20 protein-coding genes are annotated in these 22,143 nt (G+C 69.8%); 9 read left to right on the forward strand and 11 right to left on the reverse strand.

What is annotated here, in order from left to right; translation table 11 throughout:
* Window positions 1-148: 148 nt before the first annotated feature.
* The gene (locus tag ACIA47_RS14550) at window positions 149-844 is read right to left on the reverse strand and encodes a M23 family metallopeptidase (protein ID WP_203122472.1); all 696 of its coding nucleotides are present in this window, start codon (window positions 842-844) and stop codon (window positions 149-151) included.
* Between the two features lie 485 nt (window positions 845-1,329).
* Here ACIA47_RS14550 and ACIA47_RS14555 point away from each other — a divergent pair, with 485 nt between their 5' ends.
* From ACIA47_RS14555 to sucD, 3 genes are all read left to right on the forward strand, one after another.
* Window positions 1,330-1,734: a cobalamin B12-binding domain-containing protein gene (locus tag ACIA47_RS14555; RefSeq protein WP_396708100.1), complete on the forward strand. Its 405-nt coding sequence runs from the start codon at window positions 1,330-1,332 to the stop codon at window positions 1,732-1,734.
* Window positions 1,735-2,166: 432 nt separating this feature from the next.
* Entirely contained in the window at window positions 2,167-3,345 is a 1,179-nt protein-coding gene (gene sucC, locus ACIA47_RS14560; protein ID WP_203122471.1) for an ADP-forming succinate--CoA ligase subunit beta, read from the forward strand.
* A 2-nt stretch (window positions 3,346-3,347) separates the two neighbouring features.
* Window positions 3,348-4,235: a succinate--CoA ligase subunit alpha gene (sucD, locus tag ACIA47_RS14565; protein WP_203122470.1), complete on the forward strand. Its 888-nt coding sequence runs from the start codon at window positions 3,348-3,350 to the stop codon at window positions 4,233-4,235.
* Window positions 4,236-4,308: 73 nt separating this feature from the next.
* Here sucD and ACIA47_RS14570 read toward each other — a convergent pair whose 3' ends face one another.
* Window positions 4,309-4,575: a hypothetical protein gene (locus ACIA47_RS14570; protein ID WP_091406354.1), complete on the reverse strand. Its 267-nt coding sequence runs from the start codon at window positions 4,573-4,575 to the stop codon at window positions 4,309-4,311.
* 200 nt (window positions 4,576-4,775) lie between these two features.
* Between ACIA47_RS14570 and ACIA47_RS14575 the strand changes: the two genes are divergently transcribed.
* The gene (locus tag ACIA47_RS14575; protein ID WP_396708103.1) at window positions 4,776-6,065 is read left to right on the forward strand and encodes a DUF6350 family protein; all 1,290 of its coding nucleotides are present in this window, start codon (window positions 4,776-4,778) and stop codon (window positions 6,063-6,065) included.
* Window positions 6,066-6,162: 97 nt separating this feature from the next.
* Here ACIA47_RS14575 and ACIA47_RS14580 read toward each other — a convergent pair whose 3' ends face one another.
* Window positions 6,163-6,642 (reverse strand): DUF4190 domain-containing protein, encoded by a 480-nt coding sequence (locus ACIA47_RS14580; RefSeq protein ID WP_396708105.1) that lies wholly within the window; start codon window positions 6,640-6,642, stop codon window positions 6,163-6,165.
* Window positions 6,643-6,931: 289 nt separating this feature from the next.
* Here ACIA47_RS14580 and purN point away from each other — a divergent pair, with 289 nt between their 5' ends.
* Together purN and purH are read left to right on the forward strand one after the other, a co-directional pair.
* Window positions 6,932-7,552 carry a phosphoribosylglycinamide formyltransferase gene (purN, locus tag ACIA47_RS14585; protein WP_396708107.1) on the forward strand — a complete coding sequence of 207 codons (621 nt, stop codon included), beginning with the start codon at window positions 6,932-6,934 and terminating at the stop codon, window positions 7,550-7,552.
* Window positions 7,549-9,120, forward strand: a complete 1,572-nt coding sequence (purH, locus tag ACIA47_RS14590; protein WP_396708109.1) for a bifunctional phosphoribosylaminoimidazolecarboxamide formyltransferase/IMP cyclohydrolase — start codon at window positions 7,549-7,551, stop codon at window positions 9,118-9,120. Before purN ends, purH begins: the two co-directional genes overlap by 4 nt.
* Before the next feature lie 84 nt (window positions 9,121-9,204).
* On the opposite strand, the gene ACIA47_RS14595 is transcribed toward purH, so the two are convergent.
* The 5 genes from ACIA47_RS14595 to ACIA47_RS14615 form a co-directional block, all read right to left on the reverse strand.
* Window positions 9,205-10,242 carry an ABC transporter ATP-binding protein gene (locus tag ACIA47_RS14595; protein ID WP_396708111.1) on the reverse strand — a complete coding sequence of 346 codons (1,038 nt, stop codon included), beginning with the start codon at window positions 10,240-10,242 and terminating at the stop codon, window positions 9,205-9,207.
* The gene (locus ACIA47_RS14600) at window positions 10,223-11,254 is read right to left on the reverse strand and encodes an ABC transporter ATP-binding protein (RefSeq protein WP_203125861.1); all 1,032 of its coding nucleotides are present in this window, start codon (window positions 11,252-11,254) and stop codon (window positions 10,223-10,225) included. Before ACIA47_RS14600 ends, ACIA47_RS14595 begins: the two co-directional genes overlap by 20 nt.
* 7 nt (window positions 11,255-11,261) lie before the next feature.
* Complete coding sequence (locus ACIA47_RS14605) at window positions 11,262-12,218, reverse strand: ABC transporter permease (protein WP_396708113.1); 957 nt, start codon at window positions 12,216-12,218, stop codon at window positions 11,262-11,264.
* Window positions 12,219-12,260: 42 nt separating this feature from the next.
* A complete protein-coding gene (locus tag ACIA47_RS14610; protein ID WP_112583767.1) occupies window positions 12,261-13,199 on the reverse strand; it encodes an ABC transporter permease in 939 nt (312 codons plus the stop codon).
* A 198-nt stretch (window positions 13,200-13,397) separates the two neighbouring features.
* Complete coding sequence (locus tag ACIA47_RS14615) at window positions 13,398-14,999, reverse strand: ABC transporter substrate-binding protein (RefSeq protein ID WP_396708116.1); 1,602 nt, start codon at window positions 14,997-14,999, stop codon at window positions 13,398-13,400.
* Between the two features lie 482 nt (window positions 15,000-15,481).
* Here ACIA47_RS14615 and ACIA47_RS14620 point away from each other — a divergent pair, with 482 nt between their 5' ends.
* Together ACIA47_RS14620 and ACIA47_RS14625 are read left to right on the forward strand one after the other, a co-directional pair.
* Window positions 15,482-16,342 (forward strand): bifunctional methylenetetrahydrofolate dehydrogenase/methenyltetrahydrofolate cyclohydrolase, encoded by an 861-nt coding sequence (locus ACIA47_RS14620; protein ID WP_396708118.1) that lies wholly within the window; start codon window positions 15,482-15,484, stop codon window positions 16,340-16,342.
* Between the two features lie 139 nt (window positions 16,343-16,481).
* The gene (locus ACIA47_RS14625) at window positions 16,482-17,432 is read left to right on the forward strand and encodes a malate dehydrogenase (protein ID WP_112583765.1); all 951 of its coding nucleotides are present in this window, start codon (window positions 16,482-16,484) and stop codon (window positions 17,430-17,432) included.
* A 182-nt stretch (window positions 17,433-17,614) separates the two neighbouring features.
* Here the strand turns inward: ACIA47_RS14625 and ACIA47_RS14630 are convergent, their stop codons facing one another.
* Window positions 17,615-18,469, reverse strand: a complete 855-nt coding sequence (locus tag ACIA47_RS14630; protein ID WP_396708120.1) for an MBL fold metallo-hydrolase — start codon at window positions 18,467-18,469, stop codon at window positions 17,615-17,617.
* A gap of 137 nt (window positions 18,470-18,606) precedes the next feature.
* On the opposite strand from ACIA47_RS14630, the gene ACIA47_RS14635 reads away from it, so the two are divergent.
* A complete protein-coding gene (locus ACIA47_RS14635) occupies window positions 18,607-19,824 on the forward strand; it encodes an NADP-dependent isocitrate dehydrogenase (protein WP_091406326.1) in 1,218 nt (405 codons plus the stop codon).
* 318 nt (window positions 19,825-20,142) lie between these two features.
* Here the strand turns inward: ACIA47_RS14635 and galT are convergent, their stop codons facing one another.
* Window positions 20,143-21,219: a galactose-1-phosphate uridylyltransferase gene (gene galT, locus ACIA47_RS14640; RefSeq protein ID WP_396708122.1), complete on the reverse strand. Its 1,077-nt coding sequence runs from the start codon at window positions 21,217-21,219 to the stop codon at window positions 20,143-20,145.
* A 12-nt stretch (window positions 21,220-21,231) separates the two neighbouring features.
* Window positions 21,232-22,038: a DeoR/GlpR family DNA-binding transcription regulator gene (locus ACIA47_RS14645; RefSeq protein ID WP_203122190.1), complete on the reverse strand. Its 807-nt coding sequence runs from the start codon at window positions 22,036-22,038 to the stop codon at window positions 21,232-21,234.
* Window positions 22,039-22,143: the final 105 nt, after the last annotated feature.

Consider the following 22,143-nt stretch of genomic DNA (forward strand, 5'->3'; position numbering starts at 1 on the left):
CATCCTAAAAACTGATCATGTAGATGAGTGCCGTCGGTCACATTTGACTGTGTGACCCGGGATACATCCGCCAGGACCGCCCAACGCAGAACCGCCCGGATCGACAGATCCGGGCGGTCAACGGTCGTTACGCATCGTCAGGAGCCGGCTACCTCGTGTAGATTGCCTCGACTTGCAGCTTGATGTCCACTCCGCGCTCCTGAAGGAACGGCACCGGGTCCTCCGGCTGCCCCTTGACATGGATCTCCAGGTGCAGGTGGGTGCCGTACGCGTGGCCGGTCTGACCCACGAGGCCGAGTTGGTCGCCCGCCTTGACCTGCTGGCCTTCCTTGACGCTCACCGCGGAGGAGTGGCCGTAGATGGCCTCGCTGCCGTCGGCGTGCTGGACGATCACCGCGTTGCCGTACCCGCCGAACCAGCCGGCCTTGGTGACCAACCCGTCGTGGATCGCCACGTAGGGAGTGCCCTCGCCGGCGACCAGGTCCACGCCGGTGTGCAGCTTGCCCCAGCGCATCCCGTACGGGGAGTTGAAGTCGTAGCCCTGCAGCGGCAGCAGCCAGACCTCGGGCTCGCCACTGTCCTTGCTGCGGCTGTCCCGGGAGGCGCGGTCGGCGTTGTCAGCACGGGCCGCGGCGTCCTGGCTGGTGACCGACGCCTGCTTGAGCTCGTCGAGGACCGTCGGGCTGACGTCCTTGGCGTCCGGCAGGGCGCTCGCGCCGAGGGCCACGATGCCGGCACCGACGAACGCGGTGGTGACGACAGCGGCGTAACGGCTGCGGGGTGGGGTGGGTACGCGGCGGCGACCGCGATATCGATCGGGCTCAGACGACAGGCGCTGGCGCACGCACACCCTCCGTTGTCGGGGTTCCGAAGCGGCCGGTGGGCGTCCCCTGAAGCTCCAGTGGAACGTCCGCTGACCGCGTCGTCACCCGTCCATGGACCTGATGACAACCGTGGACACGTTAGCCAACCGCCAGGCGAGTCACAAGCTGGACCGAAAAATTGGCGTGTCGGTCTGTCCGTTTGCGTCCCTGATTGTCATGCATCGCGACGCCGAACGGTGCCCCCATCGCTGCCCGTTCGTCGCCGAGCGTGACCGTTTCGGCGGAGTCGTCCGGCTTGACTCCGAACGGCGCCGGGATGTGTCCACAGTCCTGCCAGCGGCGCGGCCGTGGCGAAGCCTGGACGGCACCAGGCCGGACCTCTCCGGGTTGCGCGGTGGGCACGCCGGGTAACGGCCGGTGACGGAGCCCGGATTTCCCGGGCCGGGCCCGCCGGGTTACCGTTCGTTAAGGTGAAGGCGGTCAAGCCGGTGAAAGGTGTGCGCTGATGAGCTCTCGGATTCGGGTCGTCGTCGCGAAGCCTGGCCTGGACGGCCACGACCGGGGCGCGAAGGTCGTCGCGCGCGCCCTGCGGGATGCCGGCATGGAGGTCGTCTACACCGGCCTGCACCAGACCCCCGAGCAGATCGTGGAGACCGCCATCCAGGAGGACGCCGGCGCTGTCGGCCTGTCAGTGCTCTCCGGCGCGCACATGACGCTCTTCCGACGGGTGCTGGAACTGCTCAGTGAGCGGGACGCCCGCGACATCGTCGTGTTCGGCGGCGGCATCATTCCGAACGGCGACATTTTCGAGTTGGAGAAGCTGGGCGTCGCGAAGATCTTCACGCCGGGCGCCACCACCCAGGCGATTGTCGAGTGGGTCCGACAGAACGTGGCCCAGCCGGTTTCCTGAGGCACGTCGATCTGCTGCGTCACCGAAATTTGGGCACGGGGGAGGGGCCGGACGCACCCCTCACACGTCCGGCCCCTCTATGCACGATGCCCCGCCGCCACCCCTCGACCGACAGGGCATCGGCCGTATCCCGTCTTTGCGCTGTTCAGCGCTCCGACATCTGACTCAACGACGCCCCCACGACGGGGTTACGCAAGCCGGGCAACATCGCCCGGACGGTGGATGCCACCCGAGTCATGGCCGGAAACCGGCAACACCTGATGTCCGGTTGTGCATTACCGCACACCGTGCACCCGCTCGGTTGCCGGTGGTGCCGACCTCGCTAGGCTGCGGCCAATGGCCTGTTTCAACTGATGACAGGCGTCAAACTGTTTTCTGAACGCTGGTGGCGGCGCGACGGCGCGCCGCGGAGACGGGACGGGACGCGCAATCGTGGACCTGTACGAGTACCAGGGGCGGGACCTGTTCGAGCGGCACGGCTTGCCCGTGCTGGCCGGCGGCGTCGCCACTACCCCGGAAGAGGCCCGCGCGATCGCCGAACGTCTTGGCGGCCGTGTGGTCGTCAAGGCGCAGGTAAAGGTCGGCGGCCGAGGTAAGGCCGGCGGCGTCAAGCTGGCCGAGGGCCCGGATGAGGCGGTGGCTCGGGCCACCGACATCCTCGGCATGGACATCAAGGGTCACACCGTCCACAAGGTCATGATCACGGTGACCGCGGACGTGGCCGAGGAGTACTACTTCTCGTACCTGCTCGACCGGGCGAACCGCACCTTCCTCTGCATCGCCAGCGTCGCCGGCGGCATGGACATCGAGCAGGTCGCCGCCGAGACCCCCGACAAGGTTGTGAAGGCCCCGATCGACGCCGTGAAGGGCGTGGACGAGGCCAAGGCCCGCGAGATCGTGACCGCTGCCGGCTTCCCGGCCGAGGTCGCCGACCAGGTGGTCGAGATCGCCGTCGGCCTGTGGCAGGCGTTCGTCGCCGAGGACGCCACCCTGGTCGAGGTCAACCCGCTCGCCAAGAACGGCGACGGCCGGATTCTCCTGCTCGACGCCAAGATCAGCCTGGACGAGAACGCCGCGTTCCGGCACCCGGACCACGAGGCGCTGGTCGACCAGGCCGCTGTGGACCCGCTGGAGCAGGCCGCCAAGGCCAAGGACCTCAACTACGTCAAGCTCGACGGCGAGGTCGGCATCATCGGCAACGGCGCGGGTCTGGTCATGTCGACCCTCGACGTGGTCGCGTACGCCGGTGAGCGGCACGGCAACGTCAAGCCGGCCAACTTCCTCGACATCGGCGGCGGAGCGAGCGCCGCGGTGATGGCGAACGGGCTGGAGATCGTGCTCTCCGACCCGGCCGTGAAGAGCGTCTTCGTCAACGTCTTCGGCGGCATCACCGCCTGCGACGAGGTCGCCAACGGCATCATCCAGGCGCTGGCCCTGCTGGAGCAGCGCGGCGAGCAGGTCACCAAGCCGCTCGTCGTCCGTCTCGACGGCAACAACGCCGAAGCTGGCCGGGCGATCCTGGACAGCGCGAACAACCCGCTCGTGCAGCGGGTGGACACCATGGACGGTGCGGCCGAGCGGGCCGCCGAGCTGGCAGCTGCGGGGGTCTGATCATGGCTATCTGGCTGACCAAGGACTCGAAGGTCATCGTCCAGGGGATGACCGGTTCCGAGGGTTCCAAGCACACCCGGCGGATGCTGGCCGCCGGCACCAACGTGGTGGGTGGCGTCAACCCGCGCAAGGCGGGCCAGACTGTCGACTTCGACGGCACCGAGCTGCCGGTCTTCGCGTCCGTCGCGGACGCGATGGCCGAGACCGGGGCCGACGTCACAGTCATCTTCGTGCCGCCGCAGTTCACCAAGGCCGCCGTGATCGAGGCGATCGACGCCGCGATCGGCCTGGCCGTGGTGATCACCGAGGGCGTCCCGGTGCACGACACCGCGTCGTTCTGGGCGTACAACGTGGCGCAGGGCGAGCGGACCCGGATCATCGGGCCGAACTGCCCGGGCATCGCCTCGCCGGGCGCGTCCAACGCCGGCATCATCCCGGCCGACATCACCGGCTCCGGCCGGATCGGCCTGGTCAGCAAGAGCGGCACGCTGACCTACCAGATGATGTACGAGCTGCGCGACATCGGTTTCTCCACCTGCGTCGGCATCGGCGGTGACCCGATCATCGGGACCACCCACATCGACGCCCTCGCGGCGTTCGAGGCCGACCCGGAGACCGACGCCATCGTCATGATCGGTGAGATCGGTGGCGACGCCGAGGAGCGGGCCGCCGAGTTCATCAAGGCCAACGTCACCAAGCCGGTGGTCGGCTACATCGCCGGCTTCACCGCTCCGCCCGGCAAGACCATGGGTCACGCCGGTGCGATCATCTCCGGCTCGGCCGGCACCGCCGAGGCGAAGCAGGCGGCGCTGGAGGCCGTCGGCGTCAAGGTTGGCAAGACTCCGACCGAGACCGCCAAGCTGATGCGGGAGATCATGTCCGGCAGCTGAGCTGTTCAGGCAACACGAAGGGGGTCGACCGGTCACGGTCGACCCCCTTCGGCGTACGCGCGCTCCGCGCTGGTCAGTCGTTGTTCCAGAACGGGTAGTTGCCGGTCGAGCGCAGGATCGCCCCGCCGATGATGTTGATCACGCCGAACGCGATGGCGAGGTACCCGAGCAGCGGCGACTGCCCGTACCGCCGGGCGTCGCGGATGGACAGGTAGCCGAAGACGATGCCGAAGATGCCGCAGCAGATCAGCCCCAGCACGATGCCCAGCACGCCCCAGAGGGTGGTGCGGTCGCGTCCCTGGGCCGGTGGTGGTGGGGGAGGCGGGTATGGCGTCGTCACAGCGTCCTCCGAGCGGTCATGGGCGACGTGCCGGCCCGGACCGCGACCGGCGGGCCCGTCCCGGGTGGCGGCGACTCGCGCCCCCTCAGGGCCGAGGCTAGACCGGCCCGGGTGGGCAGGACGTCGGTTCGGTGAACTCGCCGACCTTAGGAGGGGTTAACGGACTGCCACCGCCCGCGCGACGTGCCAGAGTAGAGCGGATGTCCCCCGTCACCCCTGACCGTCCCAGCCGTCCCGGTGGTGTGAGCGCCGACGACCGGCCGGTCGTCCGTGCCGCACCGGCCCGGCGGGTGCCAGCGCCTCGCGCGGGCGGGTCGCCGCGCGGGCGGGCGCCGTTGCCCGTCGCCGCCGGGGTGGCCGCCTGCTGGGCCGCCCTCACCTCGTACCTGCCGGTCGCCATCGTGCTCGGCCTGGTGCAGCTCGGCGCGGATGGCACCACAGTGACCGGCACCCTGCGCACCGCGTTGGCCGGCTGGCTGCTCGGGCACGGCGTGCCGTTGCACACCGAGACCGGGCCGCTCGGGCTCGCCCCGCTGGCGCTGACCGTGCTCGCGCTCTGGCGGCTGACTCGCGCCGGCGTGCACGTCAGCCGCGCGATCGGTGCTCGCGACACCCGCTCACCGCGCCGGGCACTGCTCGCCGCGGTCGCGGTCGGTGTCGCGTACGCACTGCTCGGCGCGCTCGCGGCGGTGCTGGTCGGCACGGGTGGGCCGAATGTGTCGCTGATCCGGGCGGGCGCCACGTTCGCGGCGGTCGGCACCCTCGCCGCGCTGGTCGGCGCGGTCCGGATCACCGCCGTGACCCGGCTGCTCGTCACCCGGCTTCCGGGTCCGGTGCGCGACGGCGTTCGCACCGGCCTGGTGGCCGGGCTGCTGCTGCTCGGCGCGGGCGCGGGTGCGGCCGGCCTGGCGGTGGCCACCGGCGGCGGTGATGCTGCCGACATGATCGGGGCGTACCGGACCGGGGTCGCCGGGCAGGCCGGCATCACCCTGGTCAGCGTCGCGTACGCGCCCAACGCGGCGGTCTGGTCGACCAGTTACCTGCTCGGGCCGGGGTTCGCGGTCGGGACCGACACCGCGGTCCGTACCAGCGAGGTTTCGGTCGGCGCGCTGCCGGCCGTGCCGCTGCTCGCCGGCCTGCCGCGCGGCCCGGTGGACGGCTTCGGCGCTCTGCTGCTCGCGGTGCCGGTGCTGGCGGGGATGGTCGCCGGTTGGCTGCTCGCCCGGCGGGTGGCCCGACTCGCCGGGCCGGAACGGGCTGCGCAGCGTTGGGCCGAGTTGCTGGTGCCGGCGGTGCTGGCCGGGCCGGTGGCCGGAGTGGTGCTCGGTGCGGCCGCGGCGGTCTCCGGCGGGTCGCTCGGCGCCGGTCGGCTGTCCCAGGTCGGGCCGGTGGGTTGGCAGGTCGGGGCGGTGGCGGCCGGTGTCATAGCGGTTGGCGCGCTGGTCGGCGCCGCCGCCACCCGGGCGCTGACCCGCGGTCCCGCGCAGTAGAGCCGCAGCCGTCCGGGCGCTGACCTGCCGACCCGCGCGGTAGACGAGTGCGGGGCGCCCCGGGCGAACCCGGAGCGCCCCGTCGAATCCGAGCCGGTCAGGGCTGGGTGGGCAGGTTGACCTGCGCCACGACGCTCAGGATGAGCAGCAGGATGCCCAGCCCGACGCCGACCGCGCCGCAGATCAGACCGGCCTTGGCCTGGCCGGCGTTGTTGGCCTGGCCCTGGGCCACCTTCTGCTTGGCGAGGTAGCCGGTCACGATGCCCGCGATGCCGACCGGGATGCCCAGGTACAGGCAGCAGACCAGCGGGATCGACGCGATACCGAGGATCATCGACACCAGGCCGAGGGTGTTGTTCTGCCCCTGTGCCTGCGGGTACCCGGCGTTCGGGTAGGTCGGGCCGGCGCCGTACGGGGGCTGCTGCTGCGCGTACGGGTCCTGGTACGGCGGCTGCTGACCGTACGGCTGCCCCGAGGTGGGCTGCTGACCGTACGGGGCGGCCGGCGGCTGGGGAGCGGTCGGGTCCTGGTTGGGCTGCTGGCCGTACGGGTCCTGACCGGGGTTACCGGGCTGCATTCGAGAAGCTCCTTGGACTGGTTCCGTCAGTTGGTGCTCTTGTTTCCATCCATGATCGCGGTCAGTCCTCCCAAAGCCCAGTACAGCAACAGGAAGACATGTCTCCCAAAGCAGGCAAACGGGCCCTTGTCGACCGCTTCGTGTGCCGGATCAGGGGCGGTGTGTGGGCCGGCGCGGCGTTCGGCCCGAGCGAGCGGCAGCGTACCGGGTCGACGCACGTCGGCACCGTCGAAGATCGGCGCGCCGCCCAGCCGGAGTGCGTCCCTGACCTGCCCGATAGGGTGGCCCGGTGACCGAGCCCGCGCCTGTCGCCCGCATCGTCGTCCTCATCTCCGGCTCCGGGAGCAACCTTCAGTCGCTGCTGGATGCCGCCGCCGACCCCGCGTACGGCGCGCAGGTCGTCGCGGTCGGCGCGGACCGCGACGGCATCGCGGGCCTGGACCGGGCCGACGCGGCGGGGGTGCCGACCTTCGTCGAACGGGTCCACGACCACGACACCCGGGAGGACTGGGACCGCGCGCTCACCGCGCACGTCGCGAAGCACCAACCAGACCTGGTCATCTCCGCCGGCTTCCTCAAGCTGGTCGGTCCGCACTTCCTCGCCGCCTTCGGCGACCGCTACCTGAACACCCACAACACGCTGCTGCCGGCGTTTCCCGGCATCCACGGCCCGCGTGACGCACTCGCCTACGGCGTGAAGCTCACCGGAGCCACCCTCTTCTTCGTCGACGCCGGCATGGACACCGGGCCGATCGTCGCGCAGGTAGCGGTGCCGGTGCTTGACGACGACGACGTCGACACGCTCACCGAGCGCATCAAGGAAGCCGAGCGACGCCAGCTCGTCGAGCAGGTCGGTCGGCTGGTCCGCGAAGGCTGGACCATCACCGGAAGGAAGGTCACGGTTCCGTGAGTCCCACTCAGGACGGGCGCCGCCCGATCAGGCGGGCGCTGGTCAGCGTCTACGACAAGACCGGGCTGGTCGAGCTGGCTCAGGCCCTGCACGCGGCCGGTGTGGAGATCGTGTCCACCGGCAGCACGGCGGGCACCATCGCCGCCGCCGGGGTGCCGGTGACGCCGGTGGAGACGGTGACCGGGTTCCCCGAGGTGCTCGACGGCCGGGTGAAGACCCTGCACCCGAAGGTGCACGCGGGTCTCCTCGCGGACCTGCGCAAGGACACCCACGTGGCGCAGCTCGACGAGCTGGGCGTGGCGGCGTTCGACCTGCTGGTCTCCAACCTCTACCCCTTCCAGGCGACCGTCGCCTCCGGCGCCGGCGTCGAGGAGTGCGTGGAACAGATCGACATCGGTGGCCCGGCCATGGTGCGGGCCGCCGCCAAGAACCACGCCTCGGTCGCCGTGCTCACCGACCCGGCCGCCTACCCGGCGCTGCTCGGCGCGCTCAGCGAGGGGGGCTTCACGCTGGCCCAGCGTCGTGCGCTGGCCGCCCGAGCGTTCGCCGACATCGCCGAGTACGACGTCGCGGTGGCCCAGTGGTGCGCCCGGGAGCTGGCACCCGCCGACGACTGGTGGCCGCAGTTCGCGGGGCTGGCGCTGCGCAAGTCGACAGCGCTGCGCTACGGCGAGAACCCGCACCAGCCGGCTGCGCTCTACACCGACCCGGACGCCCCGGCGGGGCTCGCCCAGGCCGAGCAGCTGCACGGCAAGGAGATGTCGTACAACAACTACGTCGACGCCGACGCCGCCTGGCGGGCCGCGAACGACTTCGCCGACCAGCCCGCCGTGGCGATCATCAAGCACGCCAACCCGTGCGGCATCGCAATCGGCGCGGACGTCGCCGAGGCGCACCGCAGGGCGCACGCCTGCGACCCGGTGTCGGCGTATGGCGGTGTCATCGCTGTCAACCGGCCGGTCTCGGTCGAGCTGGCCCGGCAGGTCGCCGAGATCTTCACCGAGGTGGTGGTCGCCCCCGGCTTCGACGAGGGCGCGGTCGAGGTGTTGCGGGGGAAAAAGAACGTCCGGTTGCTGCGGGCACCGGCCTGGACGCCGGCGCTGGTGGAGTTGCGACCGGTGACCGGTGGCGTGCTGGCCCAGGTCGCCGACCGGGTGAACGCCCCCGGCGACGACCCGGCGAGTTGGCAGTTGGCGGCCGGCGAGGCCGCCGACGAGGAGTTGTTGCGGGACCTCGCGTTCGCCTGGCGGGCGGTCCGCGCGGTGAAGAGCAACGCGATCCTGCTCGCCAAGGACGGCGCCACCGTCGGCGTGGGCATGGGTCAGGTCAACCGGGTCGACTCGGCGCAGCTCGCTGTCACCCGCGCCGGCGCCGACCGGGCCCGCGGCTCGGTCGCCGCCTCGGACGCGTTCTTCCCGTTCGCCGACGGCCCGCAGATCCTCATCGACGCCGGCGTCCGCGCCATCGTCCAGCCCGGCGGCTCCATCCGCGACGAAGAGGTCATCGAAGCGGCAAAGAAGGCCAACGTAACGATGTACCTGACGGGAACCCGCCACTTCTTCCACTAAGCCTGGGTTGATCATGGGGTTGGCGGGCGACAAGCCGGACGGAACGGCCCGTCAACCCCATGATCACCGTGGTTGGAAAGCCGCTTAGGCCGGGAGGGCCGGGCGGAGTTCGGCGAAGTGGCAGGCGGACGGGTGGGGGTCCGCTGCCCTCGGGACCGTCTTGGGGTCCTCGGTGGCGCAGATGTCCTGGGCCTTCCAGCAGCGGGTCCGGAAGTGGCACCCGCTCGGCGGGTCGGCCGGGCTGGGCACGTCGCCGACCAGCCGGATCATGTTGCGCTGGTCGCGGGCCTCCGGGTCCGGCACCGGCACGGCAGAGAGCAGAGCCTGGGTGTACGGGTGGGTGGCCCGCTCGTAGATCTCGTCCTCGGTGCCGATCTCGACGATGCGACCGAGGTACATCACCGCGACGCGGTCGGCGATGTGCCGCACCACTGACAGGTCGTGCGCGATGAAGATGTAGGAGAGCCCCAGCTCGCCCTGGAGCTGCTTGAGCAGGTTGATCACCTGGGCCTGGATGGAGACGTCGAGCGCCGACACCGGCTCGTCGCAGACGATCACCTCGGGCTTCAGCGCGAGGGCGCGGGCGATGCCGATGCGCTGACGCTGACCGCCGGAGAACTGGTGCGGGTATCGGTTGATGTGCTCCGGGTTGAGCCCGACCAGGTCCAACAACTCCTGGACCCGCTTGGCCTTGCTGCCCTTCGGCGCCGCATCCGGGTGGATCTCGAACGGCTCGCCGATGATGTCGCCGACGGTCATCCGCGGGTTCAGCGAGGTGTACGGGTCCTGCATCACCATTTGCATGTTGCGGCGCAGCCGGCGCAACTCGCCCCCGGAGGCCTTGAACAGGTCCTTGCCCTCCAGGGTGGCGCGTCCGGAGGTGGGAGTCTCCAACCGCATCAGCAGCCGGGCGAGGGTGGACTTGCCGCAGCCGGACTCGCCGACCACGCCGAGCGTCTCGCCCCGACGCAGCTCGAAGCTCACTCCGTCGACGGCCTTCACCGCCCCGATCTGCCGCTGGAACAGCACGCCCTGAGTGATCGGGAAGTGCTTCACCAGGTTGTCGACGGAGAGGATGGTCTCGCCGCGGACCTTGGTGTTGTTAGCGGGCGACGCTGTCATCACGGACCTCCTGCGCGAAGTGGCAAGCGCTGGTCCGGCCGTCGCCGAGGACCAGGTCGTGCGGCACCTCGTCCACGCAGACCTGCTGGACGTAGGGGCACCGGGGGTGGAACGGGCAGCCGGACGGGATGCGCATCAGGTTCGGCGGCAACCCCTTGATCGTCGACAGTTCCTGGCCGCGAACGTCCAGGCGCGGGATCGACTCCAACAACCCCTTCGTGTACGGGTGGGCGGGCGCCTTGTAGAGCGAGTGGACGTCGGCGTGCTCGACGATCCGGCCGGCGTACATGACCGCGATCCGGTCCGCGACACCGGCGACCACACCCAGGTCGTGGGTGATCAGGATCATCGCCATGTTGAGTTCCCGGCGCAGGTCGGCCAGCAGGTCCATGATCTGGGCCTGCACTGTCACGTCGAGGGCCGTGGTGGGCTCGTCGGCGATCAGCACCTTCGGGTCCAGCGCCAACGCCATGGCGATCATGACGCGCTGCCGCATGCCGCCGGAGAACTGGTGCGGGTAGTCGCCGATCCGCCTGGCGGCACCCGGGATCTTGACCAGATCCATCAGTTCGACGGCACGACGGCGAGCGTCGGCTCGGGACATGCCGGCGCGCTGGCGCAGCGTCTCACCGATCTGCCAGCCGACCGGGAAGACCGGGTTGAGGGCGGAGAGCGCGTCCTGGAAGATCATCGCGATCTCCTTGCCGCGTACCTGCCGGCGCTGCTCCTCGGAGCGGGTGAGCAGGTCCTCACCCTGGTAGAGGATCTGGCCGGAGCGGACGAACGCGGGCGGGGTGTCCAGGATGCCCATGATCGCCTGAGCGGTGACCGACTTACCCGAGCCGGATTCGCCGAGCACGGCAAGGGTCTCGCCGGCGTCCAGGTGGTACGACACACCGTTGATCACCCGGGCGACGCCCTCGTTGGTGCGGAACTCGACGTGCAGGTCCCGCAGCTCCAGCAGGTGACCGCCCTCGGGTGTGGCAGAGGCGGGAGTTGGATTGACGGTCATGGTGTTCTCACCGCAGCTTCGGGTCGAAGGCGTCACGGATCGCGTCGCCGAGCATGATGAACGCCAGCACGGTCAACGCCAGGAAGGTCGACGGGACGATCAACGGGGTGGCCGCCTCCCGCATGTGGATCCGGCCGGTGTCGATGTCCTGGCCCCACGAGATGGTGGGCGCCTTCAGGCCGATGCCGAGGAAGGAGAGCGTTGCCTCGGCCGCGATGAACGAGCCGAGCGCGATGGTCAGCACGACGATCGCCGGGGCCAGCGAGTTCGGCAGAATGTGCCGCCACATGATCCGGCTGTTGCCGGCGCCGAGCATCCGCGCCGCCGCGACGTAGTCCTGCTCCTTCGCGGTGATCACCGAGGACCGGACCACGCGGGCGGCGGTGGTCCAGCCGAGGAGAGCCAACACGAAGACGACCGCGCCGATCCGAGCCCACTGGCTGTCACTGGACACCCGCTTGAGCAGCACGATCGCGGCCAGCAGCAGCGGAATGCCGAGCACCACGTCGATCACCCGGGAGAGCACCGCGTCGACCCAGCGGCCGAAGTAACCGGCCAGCATGCCGATCACCAGCGCGATGATTCCGGTGCCGAGCGCGGCGAGCGCACCGACCAGCAGCGATGCCCGGGTGCCGTAGACCGCCCGGGAGTACGTGTCGCAGCCCTGGAAGTCGTACCCGAAGATGGCCCCGCCGGACGGCCCGGCGTGCTGCCGGGAGAGCAGGCAGTCGTTCGGGCTGTTGGCGGTGAAGACCCCGGGGAGCAGCGCCATCAGGGTGAAGATGACGACCAGCGCCAGCGAGATCCAGAAGATCGGGTTGCGGCGCAGGTCGCGCCAGGCGTCCCCGGCCAGGCTGCGGGGCTTGTTCGCGGCGCCGACCTGGTTGGGCGTGCCCGGCTCCCCCGAGGGGCCACGTCGTGCGGCCTGGTTCTCGGTGGCCGCCACAGTCTCAAAGTCACTCATGCCTGCACCTCGCTGCGCTCGGCAACGGCACTGTCGCTGCGCTCACTCATAGCGGATCCTCGGGTCGAGTACGGCGTACAGGACGTCCACCACCAGGTTCGAGACCAGGTAGACCACGACGAGCACGCTGACGATGCCCACCACCAGGGGGCCGTCCTCGGTGCGGATGCCGCGGAAGAGGTTGAAGCCCACGCCGGGGATGTTGAAGACGCCCTCGGTGATGATCGCGCCGCTCATCAGGTTGCCCAGTTCCACACCGAGGAAGGTGACCACCGGGATCAGTGAGTTGCGCAGCACGTGGACGATGACGATGCGCCGCTTGACCAGGCCCTTGGACCGGGCGGTCCGGACGTAGTCCGCGCGCAGGTTCTCCGCCACCGAGGCCCGGGTGAGTCGTAGGGCGGTGGCCAGCGACAGCGAGCCGAGCACGATGCCCGGCAGCAGGAGCGCGTAGAACGTCGGGTCGGAGCCGGCGGTGGGTGGGAAGAGCTGCCACTTGACGCCCAGGAAGTACTGCGCCAGCGGCGCCAGCACGATCGTCGGGATGCCCAGCACCAGCAGGGTCAGCACCAGCGTCGAGTTGTCGAAGATGCTGGCCCGGCGGATGCCGGCGAGGACCCCGGCGGTGACACCGAAGATGATCGCCACGGCGAGCGCGATGAGCGCGAGCCGCACGGTTACCGGCCAGGCCTGCTGGAGGATGTCACCGATGCTCCGACCGGTGAGCGACTCGCCCAGGTTGCCCTGGAGCAGGTCCTTCACGTAGTCGAAGTAGCGGTAGAAGAAGCCGCCGACGCCCGTCTGATCCAGGTTGTACTTCTCGGTCAGGTAGGCCCGTTGCGCTGGCGTCACCGGCCGCTCACCGGCGAGCGCCTGGATCGGGTCGCCCTGCCCGGCGAATGTCAGCGCGTAGACGATCAGGGTGGTCCCGAAGAACGCCAGGACCATCTGCAGTAGGCGCCGCAAGATGTAGCGGAACATGCTTAGCAGTCTCTCCGGAAATGTGCGAAAGGGTCGCAGGACGGCATCTCTGGTCGTACCCGAAATATCCGAGACGTGCCGTCCGGCCCGGGGGAGCCGGCGCCACCGACGCCGGGTCCGCTGCTGCGGCCTGGCCCCGGTGGCGCGGTAGGGGCCACCCGGGCATCGTCGCCCGGGTGGCCCGCATCCATGGTCAGCTCAGCTGGCTGCTTCGATCTTGACGAGGTTGACCCGCTGGAACAGGTCCATCTCCACGTTCTTGACCTTGGACGAGTGGCCGAACACGTTCTCGCCGAAGCGGAGCGGGATCACCGGCATGTCCTTGGCCAGGATGTCCTCCGCCTGCTGGTACTTGGCGATCGCCTCGTCCTGCGTCTTGGCGGCGGAACCCTCCTTGACCAGCTTGTCGAACTCCGGGTTGCTGTAGCCGTAGTAGTTCGACGAGCCGTTCGTGCTGTACAGCGGGCCGAGGTAGTCCTCCATGGTCGGGTAGTCCATGACCCAACCCATCCGGAACGCACCCACCGGCGTCTTCTTTTCGACCTTGGTCAGCAGGTCGGCGAACTTCGGCTCGGCCGAGCCGACCGCGTCGACGCCCAGGTTGGCCTTGAGCTGGTTGACCGTGGCGTCGACCCAGTCCTTGTGCCCGCCGTCGCCGTTGTACGAGATGACGATCTTCGACGGACCGCCGGCAGCCTGGTAGAGCTTCTTGGCCTCGGTCGGGTTGAACTCGCCGGCCTTGCCCGCGGTGTTCTCCCGGTAGCCCGGCAGGACCGGCGAGACGAAGGAACGAGCCGGCATCTGCGAACCCTTGAAGACCGACTTGGTGATCTCGTCGCGGTCGATCGCCATCGAGATGGCCTTGCGCACGTCCGGGCTGCTGTAGTCCTTGTCGAACGTCGGGAACGCGAGGAACTGGAACGACGACATCGGGCTGGTCTTGTACCGGTCGCCCAGGTCGCTCGGCGCGGTGCTCAGGCTCTCGGTCGGGATCGTGGGCAGCACGTCCAGGTTGTCCGCCAGGACGTCCGCGTAGGCCGCGGTGAGCTGCTGGTAGATCCGGAACTCAATGTTCTTGACCTTGGGCTTCTCGCCCGGGAACGCGTCGTAGCGCTCGACATCGATCTTGCTGTCGTGCTGCCAGGTGCCCTTCATCTTGAAGGGGCCCTGGCCGATCGGGGCCTGCTCGTAGGAGTCCTTGAGCACGCCCGGGGCCGAGAACGCGGCATCCGGCATCGGGTAGAACGCGTTGTAGCCCAGCGTCGTCTTGAAGTCGATGTACGGCTCGGAGAGCGTCGCGGTGAAGGTGAGGTCGTCGACCTTCTTCAGACCGGACATCTCCTTGGCCTTCGGCGCCTTGCCCTGCAGGTCGGCGTAACCAGCGATCTTCTCGAAGAAGAAGTTGCTGTCCTGGCCGTTCGGGGCATACGCGCCGTAGTTCCACGCGTTGATGTAGTCCTCGGACGTGACCTTCTCACCGTTGTGGAAGGTGAAGCCGTCCTTGAGCTTGATCGTCCAGACCTTGTTGTCGGACGAGGTGATCGACTGCGCGGCGACCTCGTACGGCTTGTTCTGGGCGTCGTAGTCGACGAGCGGGCTGAACAGGCCGGCGAGCACCTGCGACCCGGACGTCTCGGTGGTGTTGGTGGGAACCAGGTGCTTCGGCTCGGCGATCTGGATGCTGACCACCGAACTGTCGCTGCCACCGGATCCACCGTCTCCGCCGCTGCCGCAGGCCGCGAGGCCCAGCGTCACCGCGAGCGGGAGGGCGGTCCAGGCGGCGAGTCTACGAACTCGCATTGAGCCTCCTCATCTCCTCACGCTGCGCAGTCAGGCCCGACGCTGGGTTACGCTGCGCAACAAGCGGTAACGGTAGGTCGGCGACGGGCCTTCGACAACGACGCGGTTGCGGGTGGGTAACGGTCCGGGGCTGCCTCAGTTGTCGGGGGCGAGTGAACCTGCTACCCCAAATCGGGTTTATCGACATTGGCCTGCGGAAATCGCGATGGTTGACAACGTGTTTGCCCTAGCCCGGCCGTCTGGACGCCGCCTGGGGCGGCCGTCCGGTCTCCGTGGAGCTAGCCCTTCCTGTCTGGTTCGACCGTGATCGAACCCACAAATTGTCACCGAAAGTGACTAGCAACACCTCACACACGGTGACTCCAGTAGCGGTCACGTCGCAGGTTCCCGGCCCGTCCGGTGGCCGCCCCACCGCACAGGGCGGTGGACGGCCCGAGCGAGGTCGTCTGATCCGCAGGCGGTGGCCGTGAGACGATCTGGTCGTGACGGCGACGCTTCTGGACGGCAAGGCAACCGCAGCGGAGATCAAGGACGAGCTGCGCATCCGGGTGAAGGCACTCGCGGAACGCGGCATCACCCCCGGGCTCGGTACGGTCCTGGTCGGTGCGGACCCGGGCAGCCAGGCGTACGTCAACGGCAAGCACCGCGACTGCGCCGAGGTGGGCATCGCCTCGATCCGCCGCGAACTGCCGGCCGACGCCACCCAACAGCAGGTCGACGACGTACTGGCCGAGCTGAACGCCGACCCGGCGTGCCACGGCTACATCGTTCAACTGCCGCTGCCGGCCCACCTCGACACCCAGCGGGTGCTCGAGTTGATCGACCCGGACAAGGACGCCGACGGCCTGCACCCGGTCAACCTGGGTCGGCTCGTGCTCGGCTACGACGGTCCGCTGCCGTGCACCCCGCGCGGCATCGTCGAACTGCTCCGCCGGCACGACGTGGCGCTGCGCGGGGCCACCGTCGCGGTGGTCGGTCGCGGCAACACGGTTGGCCGACCGCTCGGCCTGCTGCTCACCAGGCGCAGCGAGAACGCCACCGTCACCCTCTGCCACACCGGCACCCTCGACCTCGCCTCGCACACCCGGGCCGCGGACATCGTCATCGTCGCGGCCGGCGTACCGGGTCTGCTCACCGCCGACATGATCAACCCCGGCGCGGTGGTGGTGGACGTCGGTATCACCCGAGTGATCGGCGCGGACGGTAAGGGCCGCTACACCGGCGACGTGGACCCGGAGGTGGCCGAGACGGCCGACGCGCTGGTCCCCATGCCCGGCGGCGTGGGCCCGATGACCCGGGCCATGCTGCTCACCAACGTCGTCGAGCGTGCCGAGCGCGGCTGACCCGCACCTCGGTTGTGTCGAACCAGGACGGCGGTGACGTTCACCCCATCCCGGCGATGGCCGCCGCCCCTGGCCTGATCGGTGCCAGGATGACTGATACGGTCCGGAAAACCGACTGGTATCAGGGAGTGGGACGACCATGGGTAAGAAGGTCACTGTCGTCGGGGCTGGCTTCTACGGCTCCACCACCGCACAGCGCCTGGCCGAGTACGACGTCTTCGACACCGTAGTGATCACCGACATCGTGGAGGGCAAGCCCGCGGGTCTCGCGCTCGACCTCAACCAGTCCCGGGCCATCGAGGGCTTCGAGACCAAGGTGGTCGGCGTGACCACCGGCCCCAACGGTGAGGGCTACGAGAGCATCGAGGGCTCCGACGTCGTCGTGATCACCGCTGGTCTGCCGCGCAAGCCCGGCATGAGCCGGATGGACCTGCTGGAGACCAACGCCAAGATCGTCCGTCAGGTCGCCGAGAACGTCGCCAAGTACGCCCCGAACGCCGTCGTCATCGTGGTCTCCAACCCACTGGACGAGATGACCGCACTGGCCCAGCTCGCCACCCAGTTCCCGAAGAACCGGGTGCTCGGCCAGGCCGGCATGCTCGACACCGCCCGGTTCAGCAACTTCGTCGCCGAGGCGCTGAACGTGCCGGTGGCCTCGGTACGCACGCTGACCCTGGGCTCGCACGGCGACACCATGGTCCCGGTGCCCTCGAAGAGCACCGTCAACGGCAAGCCGCTGCGCGACGCCATGCCGGCCGAGCAGATCGAGGAGCTGGTCGTCAAGACCCGCAACGGTGGCGCCGAGGTGGTCGCGCTGCTCAAGACCGGTTCGGCCTACTACGCCCCGTCCGCCGCCGCAGCCCGGATGGCGAAGGCCGTCGCGGAGGACTCCGGCGAGGTCATGCCGGTCTGCGCCTGGGTCGACGGCGAGTACGGCATCTCCGGTGTCTACCTGGGTGTCGAGGCCGAGATCGGTGCCGAGGGCGTCAAGCGGGTCGTCGAGACCGACCTGGACGCCGACGAGCGCGCCAGCCTCCTGGAGGCTGCGGAAGCCGTTCGCGCCAAGCAGGGTGACATCTCCAGCATGTAGTTCCCCCCGAACCGCAGCACCAGCGAAGGGCGCGCCGGCAAACCCGGCGCGCCCTTCGCCGTCCACCCCGCCCTCCACCTGCCGTCCACCCCGCCGCGCGACCCCACCCCGCCCCCGCCCCGACTCGCTCGATCAAGAGGTTTGCGTCAGGAATCGCGCCTGCGGTGACGCAAACCTCGTGATCAACCAGGTGGGGTGCGCGGATTTTCGATCGAGATTGCGTCTCGAGACCTCGTGGGCTGGTGGGGGGTGAAGGGGGTGCGGAGGTGGGGGGTGGCCAGGACGGTGGGGGAGTGGGTGCGTAGGGCGTTCAGCCGGGAGGTGCGGGCGAGTTCCGGGTCCTCCTCGTGGGCGTACGCCAGGTCGGGGTCGACGAGTTGCACCATGTGCACCAGCAGGTCCCCGGTGAGCAGCATCCGTTCGTCGGCCGAGGTCAGGAGCACCGACTGGTGGCCGGGGGTGTGGCCCGGGGTGGGCAGCAGACGTACCGCTGGGGTGAGGGCGGTCTCGCCGTCGACCACCCGGAGCTGGCCGGCGGCGCGCAACGGCGCGATCAGGCCGGCCGGCAGCCCGGGGTTGAGCGTCTCCGCCGCGTCGAGCTCGGCGCGCTGCAGCAGGTAGCTCGCGTTCCGGAAGTACGGCTGCCCCGGCGTGCCGGTGACCGCCCAGCCGATGTGATCGCTGTGCAGGTGGGTCAGGACGACAGTGTCGACATCGGCGGGGTCGATGCCCGCGGCGGCCAACTCGGCGGGCAGCCGCCCCGGCACGGGAGCCCAGCTCGCGGCGGGTGCGTCGGCCGGGCCGATCCCGGCGTCGACCAGCGTGACCGGCCCGTCGCCGGCGCGGATCGCGAAGCTGCGGAACGGCAGCCACCACTGCCCGTCGGCGGTCACCGAGCCGGGGTCGCGCCGGTCGGCCTCCGCCCAGTGTGCCGCTGTGGCCTGCGGAAACGCCTCTGCCCGGGGCTGGAAGAAGGCACCCTCACCGTCGGTGAGTGCGGTGACCGTGATAGACCCGAGGGTGCGGTTCAGTGGCATCGGACGATGATTCCAGGGCATTCCTGTTCCGCGCAGCCCGGTTCCGCCGGCCGGTCGAGGCCGGCTGGGGGCTGCCGGCCCAATTGCAGTACGCTCGTACTGCTTGAGCACGTGTCCCCCGAGAGGAGCGCCGGCCGATGGCGAAGATCAAGGTAAACAACCCGGTCGTAGAACTCGACGGCGACGAGATGACCCGGATCATCTGGAAGCAGATCCGGGAGCAGCTGATCCTGCCCTACCTCGACGTCGACCTGCACTACTACGACCTGTCGATCCAGCACCGCGACGAGACCGACGACCAGGTCACGATCGACGCCGCCAACGCCATCAAGGAGCACGGCGTCGGCGTCAAGTGCGCGACCATCACCCCGGACGAGGCCCGGGTCGAGGAGTTCGGCCTGAAGAAGATGTGGCGGTCGCCCAACGGCACCATCCGTAACATCCTCGGCGGCGTCGTCTTCCGTGAGCCGATCATCATGTCCAACGTGCCGCGGCTGGTCCCCGGCTGGACCAAGCCGATCATCATCGGCCGGCACGCCCACGGTGACCAGTACAAGGCCACCGACTTCGTCGTCCCCGGCCCGGGCACGGTGACCATCACCTACACCCCGGCCGACGGCGGCGCGCCGATGGAGATGGAGGTCGCCAACTTCCCCGGCGGCGGCATCGCCATGGGCATGTACAACTACGACGAGTCGATCCGGGACTTCGCCCGGGCGTCGTTCCGGTACGGACTGGACCGCAACTACCCGGTCTATCTGTCCACCAAGAACACCATCCTCAAGGCGTACGACGGTCGGTTCAAGGACCTCTTCGCCGAGGTGTTCGAAGCCGAGTTCAAGGCCGAGTTCGACGCCGCCGGCATCACCTACGAGCACCGGCTCATCGACGACATGGTCGCCGCCGCGCTCAAGTGGGAGGGCGGCTACGTCTGGGCCTGCAAGAACTACGACGGTGACGTGCAGTCCGACACCGTCGCGCAGGGCTTCGGCTCGCTGGGTCTGATGACCTCTGTCCTGCTCTCCCCGGACGGCCGGACCGTCGAGGCCGAGGCCGCGCACGGCACTGTCACCCGGCACTACCGGCAGTACCAGAAGGGCGAGAAGACCTCGACCAACCCGATCGCGTCGATCTACGCCTGGACCCGGGGCCTCGCCCACCGGGGCAAGCTGGACGGCACGCCGGCGGTCACCGAGTTCGCCAACACCCTGGAGCAGGTCATCGTCGACACCGTCGAGGGCGGCCAGATGACCAAGGACCTCTCGCTGCTCATTTCGCGCGACGCCCCGTGGCTGACCACCGACGAGTTCATGAACGCGCTCGACGAGAACCTGGCCCGCAAGATCGCCGCCTGATCCAGGCGTACCGCGTCAACGAAGCCCGCCGGCACCCCTGCCGGCGGGCTTCGGCGTGTCCGGCGCCGCCGCGCCGATCGGCGTCACTGCGGCCGGCGCGCCTCGTTGACCAGGATGGACGAGATGCCAGTCGCGTCCAAGGAAGGTTGACCACGGTCGACCCGCGGCACCCGTGCGCCGATCAGCCAGCCTTCCCGGCTGTGCCGTGCACAGCCAGCCGTCCCTTCCCTGCGGGGGGCCCTGTCCCGGGCCCCCCGCGCCCTGTTTCCCGCCAAGCTCATGCCGCGCAATCTCAGGACCCGCGCACAGCAGGGCTGCTCAGGCGGCGCGCAGCAGGTCGGCGGCGCGTTCCGGGGCGATGTCGTTGATGAAGACGCCCATCCCGGACTCGGAGCCGGCCAGGTATTTCAGCTTGTCCTGGGCCCGCCGGATGCTGAACAGCTGTAGGTGCAGGTGGCCCAGCTCGCGGTCGACCCGCACGGGAGCCTGGTGCCAGGCCGAGATGTACGGCATCGGCATGTCGAACAGGCCGTCGAAGCGGCGCAGCAGATCCAGGTAGAGCGGCCCGAAGGCGTCCCGCTCGCTGTCGCTGAGCGCCGGGATGTCCGGCACCACGCGGTGCGGCGCGACGTGCACCTCGAACGGCCAGCGGGCGGCCGCCGGGACGAACGCCGTCCAGTGTTCGTTCTCCGTGACCACCCGGTCGCCGGCGGCGCGCTCGGCAGCCAGCACGTCCGCGTACAGGTTGCCGCCGCCGGTCCGCTCGGCGTGCCGGCGTGCCGCGGCCAGCAGCGCGCGGGTGCGCGGCGTCACGAAGGGGTACGCGTAGATCTGGCCGTGCGGATGGTGCAGCGTGACACCGATCTCAACGCCCCGGTTCTCGAAGCAGAAGATCTGCTCGACGCCGGGCAGCGCGCCGAGCACCTCGGTGCGGTCGGCGAGGGCGTCCAGCACGGTGCGGACCCGGCGCGGCGGCAGGCTGGCGAAGGAGGCGTTGTGATCCGACGTGAAGCAGACCACCTCGCACCGGCCGAGGCCCGGCCGGACCGGTGTGAACGGGGTGATCTCCCCGGGCTCCTCGGCCACCCGACCGCTCAGCGACGGAAACCGGTTCTCGAAGACCACCACGTCGTAGTCGGGTGCGGGGACCTCGGTCAGCCGGTCGCCCACCGACGGGTCGAGAGGGCACTCGTTCGCCGGCGGGAGGAAGGTGCGGGTCTGCCGGTGCACGGCGACCGCCACCCACTCGTCGGTCAACGGGTCGTAGCGCAGCTGCGACGCGGGGGGAGGCGGCGGCAGGTCCCGGCGGTCCGGCTGGTCGCGGACCGCGTCGTCGCGCTCGTCGAAGTAGATCAGCTCCCGGCCGTCGGCCAGGTCGATCGCGGTGCGCTTCACGGCGCCGTCCCCTCAGTTGTCGGCGTGCGCGTCACGCGGCCCGCCCCTCGCCTTCACCATGATCAGTTCGCCCACCTCTTCGCCGAGTACCCGTCGTGCGGGTGGAGGCAACCGGTCGTCGCTGACCAGTACGTGGGCCGCCGCCAACGCGACGATCGAGGAGATGCCCACAGTGCCCCACTTGGTGTGGTCGGCGAGCACCACCAGTTGGTCCGCCGCGGCCACGAGCGCCCGATCGGTCTCCGCCTCCATCAGGTTCGGAGTGGTGAAGCCGGCCCGCTCGGTGATGCCGTGGACGCCCAGGAAGAGCAGATCAAGGTGCAGTGACCGGACGGCCCCGACCGCGAGTGGACCGACCAGCGCGTCCGACGGTGTGCGTACGCCGCCGGTGAGCACCACCGTCTGGTCCGGGCGGCCGCCGGCGTGCAGGATCTCGGCGACCGGCAGCGAGTTGGTGACAACGGTCAGCTCGGGCACGTCCACCAGCCGGCGGGCCAGCTCGGCGGTGGTGGTGCCGGCGGAGAGCGCGATCGCCGCTCCCGGCCGGACCAACTGGGCCGCCCGGTCGGCGATGGCCGCCTTCTCGGGCAGTTGGCGGACCGACTTGGCGTGGAAACCCGGCTCGTCTGTCGAGCTCGGCCCGGTCGTGGTGGCACCGCCGTGCACCTTGGCCAGCAGGCCGCGCTCGTGCAGCGCATCCAGGTCACGCCGGATGGTCATGTCGGACACGCCGAACTCGCCCGCCAACTCGCTGACCCGGACGCCGCCGGTGGAGCGGACCCGCTCCAGGATGGCCGCCTGCCGCTGCTGAGCGAGCATCAGCCGTGCCTCCCCCGACGCCACGTACCTCACGCGGTCAAACGTGTTCCAACAAAGATGAACACTAGCGCGTGCCGCTCAGCTGTGGAAGGAACGGGGTACGGC

The sequence above is a fragment of the Micromonospora sp. NPDC051227 genome, from assembly GCF_044455385.1.
In the GTDB taxonomy this organism is placed as follows: domain Bacteria; phylum Actinomycetota; class Actinomycetes; order Mycobacteriales; family Micromonosporaceae; genus Micromonospora.

Excerpts from the sequence above, each read along its gene's own strand:
- ACIA47_RS14555 (WP_396708100.1), top strand. The coding sequence starts at position 1,330 with ATGAGCTCTCGGATTCGGGTCGTCGTCGCGAAGCCTGGCCTGGACGGC.
- sucD (WP_203122470.1), top strand. The coding sequence starts at position 3,348 with ATGGCTATCTGGCTGACCAAGGACTCGAAGGTCATCGTCCAGGGGATG.
- ACIA47_RS14575 (WP_396708103.1), top strand. The coding sequence starts at position 4,776 with ATGTCCCCCGTCACCCCTGACCGTCCCAGCCGTCCCGGTGGTGTGAGC.
- ACIA47_RS14580 (WP_396708105.1), bottom strand. The coding sequence starts at position 6,642 with ATGCAGCCCGGTAACCCCGGTCAGGACCCGTACGGCCAGCAGCCCAAC.
- ACIA47_RS14595 (WP_396708111.1), bottom strand. The coding sequence starts at position 10,242 with ATGACAGCGTCGCCCGCTAACAACACCAAGGTCCGCGGCGAGACCATC.
- ACIA47_RS14600 (WP_203125861.1), bottom strand. The coding sequence starts at position 11,254 with ATGACCGTCAATCCAACTCCCGCCTCTGCCACACCCGAGGGCGGTCAC.
- ACIA47_RS14605 (WP_396708113.1), bottom strand. The coding sequence starts at position 12,218 with ATGAGTGACTTTGAGACTGTGGCGGCCACCGAGAACCAGGCCGCACGA.
- ACIA47_RS14610 (WP_112583767.1), bottom strand. The coding sequence starts at position 13,199 with ATGTTCCGCTACATCTTGCGGCGCCTACTGCAGATGGTCCTGGCGTTC.
- ACIA47_RS14615 (WP_396708116.1), bottom strand. The coding sequence starts at position 14,999 with ATGCGAGTTCGTAGACTCGCCGCCTGGACCGCCCTCCCGCTCGCGGTG.
- ACIA47_RS14625 (WP_112583765.1), top strand. The coding sequence starts at position 16,482 with ATGGGTAAGAAGGTCACTGTCGTCGGGGCTGGCTTCTACGGCTCCACC.
- ACIA47_RS14630 (WP_396708120.1), bottom strand. The coding sequence starts at position 18,469 with ATGCCACTGAACCGCACCCTCGGGTCTATCACGGTCACCGCACTCACC.
- ACIA47_RS14635 (WP_091406326.1), top strand. The coding sequence starts at position 18,607 with ATGGCGAAGATCAAGGTAAACAACCCGGTCGTAGAACTCGACGGCGAC.
- ACIA47_RS14645 (WP_203122190.1), bottom strand. The coding sequence starts at position 22,038 with ATGCTCGCTCAGCAGCGGCAGGCGGCCATCCTGGAGCGGGTCCGCTCC.